3 protein-coding genes and 2 pseudogenes are annotated in these 6,000 nt (G+C 66.8%); all 5 read left to right on the forward strand.

Annotated features, from left to right (window positions below; all coding sequences use genetic code 11):
• The first annotated feature begins 45 nt into the window (after positions 1–45).
• Entirely contained in the window at positions 46–1,110 is a 1,065-nt protein-coding gene (locus LE548_RS15695; RefSeq protein ID WP_225097444.1) for an IS110 family transposase, read from the forward strand.
• Positions 1,111–1,818: 708 nt separating this feature from the next.
• Positions 1,819–3,540 carry a DUF11 domain-containing protein gene (locus LE548_RS46035; RefSeq protein WP_225097445.1) on the forward strand — a complete coding sequence of 574 codons (1,722 nt, stop codon included), beginning with the start codon at positions 1,819–1,821 and terminating at the stop codon, positions 3,538–3,540.
• A gap of 1,374 nt (positions 3,541–4,914) precedes the next feature.
• Entirely contained in the window at positions 4,915–5,118 is a 204-nt protein-coding gene (locus LE548_RS15705) for a cold-shock protein (RefSeq protein WP_030648194.1), read from the forward strand.
• Positions 5,119–5,270: 152 nt separating this feature from the next.
• A pseudogene (locus LE548_RS15710) lies at positions 5,271–5,784 on the forward strand (DEAD/DEAH box helicase); the annotation flags it as partial.
• A gap of 2 nt (positions 5,785–5,786) precedes the next feature.
• A pseudogene (locus LE548_RS15715) lies at positions 5,787–5,968 on the forward strand (SCO5918 family protein); the annotation flags it as partial.
• Positions 5,969–6,000: the final 32 nt, after the last annotated feature.

The following is a 6,000-nucleotide window of genomic DNA, read 5'->3' on the forward strand; positions in this document are numbered from 1 at the left end:
CGTGCCACCCCTCATGCGTCGCACGGAAGGACAGCACTCATCAGCATGGCAGACGAGATAACGGTGATCGGCGGCATCGACACCCACACCGACTTCCACCAGGCCGCAGTGATCGACTCCATCGGCCGGCACCTGGCCACCGAGGCATTTCCCACCACTCACGACGGCTACCGCCGTCTACTGGAGTGGCTTCGCTCGCACGGCGAGGTCATGGCCGTCGGCGTCGAGGGAACCGGCGCCTACGGCTCCGAGCTCACCCGGTGCTTGCGGGCGAACCAGGTCACCGTGATCGAGGTGGACCGCCCTGACCGACGGGCCCGCAGGGCCAACGGCAAGTCCGATCCCGTAGACGCCTTCGCCGCGGCGACTGCCGTACTCTCTGGCCGGGCCAGCGGGACCCCCAAGACCCGCGACGGCATCGTGGAAGCCATCCGCGCCTTGCGAGTGGTCCGCCGCTCGGCCGTCAAGGCCCGCACACAGATCATCAACCAGATCCGCACCCTCATCATCACAGCGCCAGGTGAGGTCCGTGAGCGGCTGCGTGCCCTGGCCCCCGCCGAACTGATCAAGCAGCTGTCACGGTCCCGGCCAGGCGCGGACACCCGCGATCCGGCCTGCGCAGTCAGGATCGCCCTACGGCGTCTGGCCCGCCGCCATCAATACCTCACCGGGGAGATCGCCGATGCCGACGCCGAGCTGAAGTCACTGGTGTTCGAAGCGGCACCCGCGCTGGTCGCGCTGCCTGGAGTGGGCATCGAGACCGCCGCCCAGCCCCTGATCACCGCCGGCGACAACCCCGAGCGGCTCACCTCGGAAGCATCGTTCGCGCACCTGTGCGCGGCAGCCCCCATCCAGGCCAGCTCGGGCCGCACCAACCGGCACCGCCTCAACCGCGGCGGCGACCGCGGGGCCAACCACGCACTCCACATGATCGCTCTGGTCCGCATGCGCTACGACCAGCGGACCCAGAACTACGTCGCCCGCCGAACTGCCGAAGGCCTGTCCAAGAAGGACATCCTCCGCTGCCTCAAACGCTTCATCGCCCGCGAGGTCTACGGGCACCTCACCCGTCCCCACCACACACCGAAACCACTCACACAGACCGCTTGACGGTCTATAGGAGCGTCATCAACGGCGGCGAACGATGATGCACCGAAGCGGCCACAACCGGATCAGCGAGCGATCAGCGGGCCCTGTTCCGGTACGCGGAACCGCATTGCGATCGAACTCGTAAAGCGAAGGTCGTCAGTTCGAATCCGAGCAGGATCGGACACTTGCGCCCGTGTCAGCTGCCACCCACTCCCGGGGCCGCCAGCAGTACCAGCACCAATACCCCAAGGTTTGCGTCTGCACGGGTGATGACGGGTCAATAACGCTGCATGTCTGACGAATGGCGATTTATGCCAGGTTTATAACTTTCCCGTCATGGAAGCCCGACCTCAGTGTCTGCGAGACTACATGCGAATTCTGCGACTGAGATCTCTGCTGGCTGCCGCACTGGTCCTCACTGGCTCCGTTGCTGCTTCAGAAGCGCACGCAGCAAATGGGGAACGCCCCAGTGCTCACGCAGGCCCGCGAAGATCGAACGACTCCGGCCCTGCCGTACATCACGACACTTCGCCGCCGGCGCGCACCCTGCACGAGGCCCCGGTGAAGGGTGGGGGTGTCCGCCCAACCAGGATTGGACCGTATCCCTCAGCGGTGGTCAGAGACCCAGTAGTGCAGAAACGGTACAAAGAGCATGCCCGCCAGGTGCCCGTCACCGTCAGCTTCAACGGACTCACGGCGACTGACACCAAGCCGCCGGCGGGGCCGGTTGTGCCGCCGGATCCAAACGCCTCGGTCGGGACCACACAGATCGTCGAGACGGTCAACGACTCCTACGCCGTGTACTCCAAGACCGGCGCCACCATCCAGGGGGCGAGACCCACCAACTCGCTGTGGCAGGGATTCGGCGGGGCCTGCGAGACAACCGACGTCGGCGACGCCGTCGTACGCTGGGACACCCTGGCCCAGCGCTGGGTCACCACTCAGTTCGCGTTCCCCGACGAGAGGACAGGCCCGTACTTCCAGTGCGTGGCTGTTTCCACGAGCCCCGATGCGACCGGCACCTACAACCGGTACGCCTTCCAGTACAGGGACTTGAACGACTACCCGAAGCTCTCGGTGTGGCCTGACGCGTATTACGTCACCTACCGCATGTTCGCCCAGGGGACGTTGGCACCCATCGGCACCAAAGTATGTGCCATGGACCGGGCGCGGATGCTGGCCGGAACACTGGCTGCCCAGCAATGCTTCGACGACCCGGACCACCAAGGGGGGCTTCTCGGTGGGGACCTGGACGGCTCCACGCCACCTCCTGCCGGAGAACCGGAGTTGGTGCTGGGGCTCCAATCGAACACCAGCTTGGCGTACTGGAAATTCCACGTCGACTGGACCACGCCGGCCAATTCCACCTTCATCGGACCCACGCCGCTCCCTGTGGCCCCTTTCACCGTCGCTTGTAGCGGCTCCCCGGGTCTCGTGTGCGTGCCGCAAGGTGGTACCACTCAGAGGTTGGACTCACTCTCGGACAGGTTGATGTTCCGGCTCGCCTACCGCAATTTCGGCGACCATGAGTCCCTGGTGGTCAACCACTCGGTACAGGCCGGTACTTCATCCGGGGTGCGCTGGTACGAACTGCGGTTGGTCGGCGGCAACCCCACCGTGTACCAGCAGGGCACGTACGCCCCCGATGCCACCTGGCGGTGGATGGGCTCCGCCGCCCAGGACCACATCGGCGACATGGCGCTGGGGTACTCGCAGTCCTCCGACAGCACCTTCCCCTCGATCCGTTTCACCGGTCGCCTGACCGGGGATCCGCTCGGAACGCTGCCGCTCGGCGAGACCACCGTGCAGGCCGGTGGGGGATCGCAGACCGGCGACGTCAACGCTTTCCGATGGGGTGACTACACGTCCACGGCCGTCGATCCGTCGGACGACTGCACGTTCTGGTACACCAACGAGTACCTGCCGGCCACCGGGGAGTACAACTGGAACACCAGGATCGCGTCCTTCACCTTCCCGGGGTGCGTGGCCGCCTCCAAGCCTTCGCTGACCATCCACAAGCATCACAGCAAGGACTTCAAGCAGGGCGAGAAGGGCACCTACACCGTCACGGTGGGCAACTCCGGTCCCGGCATGACCGACGGCACCACCGTCACCGTCCGTGACATGCTGCCGCCCGGACTCACCGCTCGCAGCATCAGCGGCACCGGGTGGAACTGCCGCGTGGCCAAGCTCACCTGCACCCGCAGCGACAGCCTCGCCGCCGGAGACAGCTACCCGCCCATCACGCTGAAGGTCAAGGTCTCCTGCCGCACCAAGAGGCAGGTGACCAACAAGGCCACCGTCATGGGAGGCGGCGACTCGGCGACGCACTCCGCCAACGATCCGACGACCATCAAGAAGAACAAGCACTGCGAGGAGCACGGCGACGAGCACGGGAACGAGCACGGCGACGAGCACGGGAACGAGCACGGGAACGAGCACGGCAAGTAGCACGGCAAGGACAAGGCCATCGTGAGCCTCCTCTAGTCCGTCCATAGCGACGACGAAGGCCACCCGCACGATGCGGGTGGCCTTCGTCATATGGGTGAGGGCTCACCGGAGTCGACGAGCGGGAGTTGGATTTCCGCATCCGGTGCGCGGCCGGCATGCTGAACTGGCTCGCGTTGGCGCCCATAGCTACCGAACTGGCCGGGCATTCCGCGGCTCCCCGAACGTCGGCTGAGGTCCACCCGGCCGCCGCCGACTCCGCGCTACGGCGCCGTGCCCACAGCGTGCCCTTACGAGCGGGCGACAACGGTCAACAGCGGTGCGAACGCCCCCTCGCAGGTCCGCCGAAGAATCACATAACCGCAGGTCACGAGACGGCCGTCCAAGCGCCGTCGCTTCCCAAGCTGAGAACGCGAGTTCGATTCTCGTCACCCGCTCCATAGAGAAACCCCAGGTCAGTGGCCTGGGGTTTGTTTGTTGTCCAGGGCAATGCTGGATGACGCCGTTGCCACGGTGGACGGCTGCAGCCCTCCGGTCCGGCCAAAGGGAGGACTTGGCAGCCCAAGTCCGCATGGCCCCTGCTGGTTGTAGCCCGCAGTGTCTGGGCCGGCACCGCACGAAAGGGCGGTGCCATGGATCCGACTCTCGGACCAGGGCCGCGATCGAGGAGCACTGGCGGGCCTCGGAACGCGGGGACACCGAAGCCGAGCACGCCGTCTACGCCACGGACGCGATCCTGGACTCCCCGCAGTCAGATGAGCGGTTCCGGGGCCGCGCGACGATCTCCGCGCAACGTGGCGGCCACCCGGCCGACCGACACTTCACCGTCCAGCGGATCACCGGCCGTGCGAATCTGTGGGTGCCCCGGAATCTCCGGGATCCACCTGACCGACGAATCACCGTCGTCTGGACGTCGCCCAAGGCGTCCGCCACCGCGGGACGAGGTCGCGCGCTGCCCCTGCGGAGGTGGCTGCCGGCCACCGGCCGTCGCGCTCTTCGCGGGGATGTGACCTTTGTTGCGGTAGAGGAGTCTCAGGCGCGTTCGCCGTTGTGCCATCCGCTGACGGCGGTGGCCGCGGCACATCTCCCGTCGAGGGAGGTCACAGGGCTGTGGGCGGAAGTGCACGGTAGGAAAGCCGCGCCTGCGGAGAGCAATATCTGTGCCCGTGAAATGAGATATAGGTGCGGCGTACGGCGAGTATTCCTCGAACGCCCGGCGGAGCGGAATTGTCCACCACGCAAGTCCGATCGCACCGTGCTACCGTCGTTCTCAGTTGCAGGTGTGATTGCCAGAAGGTTTTTCCGACGGCCGATCATCACGGCGACACGGAATGCGAACAGGCGTATTCCTGACACCGCCTCCGAAGGAGAAACAACATGGCTACTGGTACTGTGAAGTGGTTCAACGCGGAAAAGGGTTTCGGCTTCATCGAGCAGGACGGCGGCGGCCCCGACGTCTTCGCCCACTACTCCAACATCGCCACCCAGGGTTTCCGCGAGCTGCTGGAAGGCCAGAAGGTGTCGTTCGACATCGCGCAGGGCCAGAAGGGCCCGACGGCCGAGAACATCGTTCCCGCCTGACGCACCGGCACTGACGCATACTTCGCAGCTGGGGCCCGCACCTTGGGGTGCGGGCCCCAGCTCGCTTTATTCCCAGGGCCATTTGGCCTGGTCTTTTTCGGCCCGTTCTCGCGCTTCTGCGCCGCTCATTCTGCTGCGGAAATTCCTTGATGCGTGCCCATTTCGCGCTGCCGAAGACGGTCAGGCCCGCCTTGCCCGCTGTCGAGTCGTTCGCCGATCTCGCCATGCCGGCGCCGTTGCCGGCCACGCTCGGCCATGAAGGCGTGACCGTACCGTTCCCGATCCAGGCGGCGACCCTGCCGAACTCCCTGGCCGGCCGTGACGTACTCGGTCGCGGCCGCACCGGCTCGGGCAAGACCCTCGCCTTCGGCCTCGCAGTACCGGCCCGTACGGCGGGCCGGCGTGCCGAGCCGCGTCGGTCCGCCGGCCCTGATTCTCGTCCCCACCCGTGAGCCGGCCCAGCAGGTCACCGACGCGCTCGCTCCCTATGCCCGCTCCGTGAGCCTGCGGCTCGCCACCGTCGTCGGCGGAATGTCCATCGGCAGGCAGGCCGGTGCGCTGCGGGCCGACGCGGAGGTGGTCGTCGCGACGCCCGGTCGGCTCAAGGACCTCATCGACCGGGGCGACTGCCGACTCGCCGACGTCGACGTCACGGTGCTCGACGAGCCGACCAGGTCATCACGCGACAGGACGCCGCGACTTCACCGCCGGCGAGGTCGTGCGGGCCATGACGCGCCTCGGCTTCACCTGCCACGACCGCCCCGAGGGCGCGCCCGTGGAGGAGAGTGGACCCACTCTCCTCCACACCGCGTCCGCACTGCTCGGCGGCACCGGCCCCGTGGCCGTATGAGGACGGGCGGGAGACCGCCCTCAGGATCCCGG

Source organism: Streptomyces sp. CoH27, assembly GCF_020181035.1.
Lineage (GTDB): Bacteria > Actinomycetota > Actinomycetes > Streptomycetales > Streptomycetaceae > Streptomyces > Streptomyces camelliae.

What these genes read in the sequence shown, in the direction of transcription:
- LE548_RS15695 (WP_225097444.1), top strand. Translation starts at nt 46, where the DNA reads ATGGCAGACGAGATAACGGTGATCGGCGGCATCGACACCCACACCGAC.
- LE548_RS15705 (WP_030648194.1), top strand. Translation starts at nt 4,915, where the DNA reads ATGGCTACTGGTACTGTGAAGTGGTTCAACGCGGAAAAGGGTTTCGGC.